Genomic DNA, 2,513 nt, shown 5'->3' with positions numbered 1-2,513 from the left:
GCCGCAGTCGAAGCGGGTGCCGCGGAAGCGGAAGGCGTCGACGCGCTCGGCATCGAGCAGCGCGGCGATGGCGTCGGTGAGCTGGATCTCGCCGCCGGCGCCGCGTTCGGTGCGTTCAAGCAGATCGAAGATCGCCGGGCTGAGGACGTAGCGACCGACCACGGCGAGGGTGCTGGGCGCAACCTCGGGCTTCGGTTTCTCGACGATCTGGCGGATCCGGCCGGCCTGACCGTCGAAGGCCTCGGTGGCGACGATGCCGTAGCTGGCGGTCTGCTCGCGCGGCACGTCCTGCACCGCCACCGCGCTGCCGCCGGTGGCCTGCGCATGGTCGGCCATCTGCTTGAGTGCACCGTCGCCGCGGCTCCAGATCAGGTCGTCCGGCAGCAGCACTGCAAACGGTTCGTCGCCCACCACCGGCTTTGCGCAGAGCACCGCATGGCCCAGCCCCAGCGCCTCGGCCTGGGTGACGAACACCGCGCGCACGCCTTCCGGCAGCACGTTGCGGATCAGCGCCAGCTGTTCGGCCTTGCCGGACTTCTCCAGCTTCTGCTCGAGTTCGTAGGCCTTGTCGAAGTAGTCGGCCACCGCGTGTTTGTAGCGGTTGGTCACGAAGATCAGGGTGTCGCAGCCGGCGGCGATGGCCTCATCGACCGCGTACTGGATCAGCGGCCGGTCGACGATCGGCAGCATCTCCTTGGGGACGGTCTTGGTCGCCGGCAGGAAGCGGGTGCCGAGTCCGGCGACGGGGAACACGGCCTTGCGGATGCGCGATGAGGAAGTTGCTGTTGTCATCCCGTCATTCTACGGGAAGCACCGCGATGCCCCCGATTCACACCACCGAATAGTTGAGCAACGGCTTGACCGTGCCCCACTCCTTGCAGCTCGGGCATTGCCAGTGGTGGCTGCGGGCGCCGAATCCGCAGCGGTTGCAGCGGTAGCTGGGATTGCGCGCCAGCAGTTGCTCAGTGACATGCTTGAGGTCGCCCAGCGTCGTTTGCGCGTCCGCGTTGCTGGCCAGGCTCAGGTCGATCAGCGCCGCCTCGCCGCGCACCGAGGGACGGTCGAGCAACTGTTCGGCGAGGAATTTCCGCGCGGCGGCGGCGCCTTCGTCGGTTTCGATCATCCGTGCCAGCGCCAGAACCGGCGCGATGCCGCGGTAGTGTTCGCACATGCCCGACAGGAAGGCGCGGGCGCCAGTGCGCTCGCCGACCTTGGCGTAGTTTTCCAGCAGGCTGGGCAGGATCACCGGCAGGAAATCGGGGTCATGCTGGGCGGCGCGCTCGTAGGCGCGGATCGCCGCCAGCGCATTGCCGGCATCGGCCTCCAGACGGCCTTCGATCATCCCGGCGCGTGCCGACGTGGGGTCGGCCGCATAGGCACGCACCACTGCCGCACGGGCGCCATCGAGATCGCCGTCGGCGCGCTGGCGCTCCGCCAGTTCACATTCAAAGTGGGCGATCAGCTTGCCCATCGGCTGGCCGCTGGCCTGCTCGAATCGGGTGGCGTTCTCGATCGCCCGTGGCCAGTCGCGTTCGGACTGGTAGATCGCGATCAGGTGCTTGAACGCCTGCGGCGCGCGCTGGTCGAGACGGGCCAGATCGTTGAAGACGGTTTCGGCGCGATCCAGCAAACCGGCGCGCATGTAGTCCTCGCCCAGCGCCGACAGCGCCTGCACTTTCTGCGCGTCGCTCAGGTCGTTGCGCTGCGCCAGTGCGACGTGCAGCTTGATCGCGCGGTCCACCTCGCCGCGGCGGCGGAACAGGTGGCCGAGCGCGATCTGGGTCTCGAAGGTGTCGCGGTCGAGTTCGGCGACGTGCAGGAACAGCTCGATCGCCTTGTCCGGCTGCTCGTCGAGCAGGTAATTCAGGCCGCGGAAATAGGTGGTGGACAGTTTGCTGACCTGATTGCCGCCGTGCTGCTCGCCGCCGCGGCGCCCGAGCACCCAGCCGAACAGTCCCGCCAGCGGGACGAAGATGACGAACCAGATCCACTGGTCGAGAAAACTCACATTGCGCTCCGGGTCGATTCGGTCCATCCGCGTGCAAGCGGCCCGTGCAAGCTTAGCGAACCGGAACGCGAAAATGCGCGCGGGATGTCGCAGTCTCGATGATCGGTCCGCATGAATGCCTTTCGACACTGTGCACAAGAGCCGTCGAGAGGCGATGCCGCAGACCCTTGGGTGCGAATGTCCTCCGGCGTCGGCCCGGGGCCGCCGCCTCCCCCTTGATTTCGCACCCAAGGGTCTGCGGCACCGCCTTTCCGACTTCCGTAAAAGCAATCCACAGTCCCAAAAACAATCGGGCCGGAAATTCCGGCCCGATACGATCCAACTCAATCTTCAACGTTTATTGGAACGACTTCCGACACCCGCTCCCGAAGTTCCTTGCCGGGCTTGAAGTGCGGCACGTGGCGCCCGGGCAACGAGACGGTTTCGCCGGTGCGCGGATTGCGTCCGGTGCGCGGCGGTCGGTAATGCAGGGAGAAACTGCCGAAACCGCGAATCTCGATGCGCT

3 protein-coding genes are annotated in these 2,513 nt (G+C 66.7%); all 3 read right to left on the bottom strand.

Features of this window, described 5'->3' with window-relative positions; translation table 11 throughout:
• The coding region (gene galU / locus Q0X16_RS04940; protein ID WP_297831346.1) for a UTP--glucose-1-phosphate uridylyltransferase GalU at positions 1-792 on the bottom strand (792 nt) is incomplete at its 3' end.
• 37 nt (positions 793-829) lie between these two features.
• Entirely contained in the window at positions 830-2,008 is a 1,179-nt protein-coding gene (gene lapB, locus Q0X16_RS04935; RefSeq protein ID WP_297831349.1) for a lipopolysaccharide assembly protein LapB, read from the bottom strand.
• A 323-nt stretch (positions 2,009-2,331) separates the two neighbouring features.
• Positions 2,332-2,513, bottom strand: a 182-nt coding sequence (locus Q0X16_RS04930) for an HU family DNA-binding protein (protein ID WP_297831344.1), incomplete at its 5' end; no start/stop codon positions are given.

This window comes from Thermomonas sp. (assembly GCF_025993755.1).
GTDB lineage: Bacteria > Pseudomonadota > Gammaproteobacteria > Xanthomonadales > Xanthomonadaceae > Thermomonas.
Note: the sequence above shows the minus strand (reverse complement) of the source record. Positions and strands in the feature narration are given on the sequence as shown.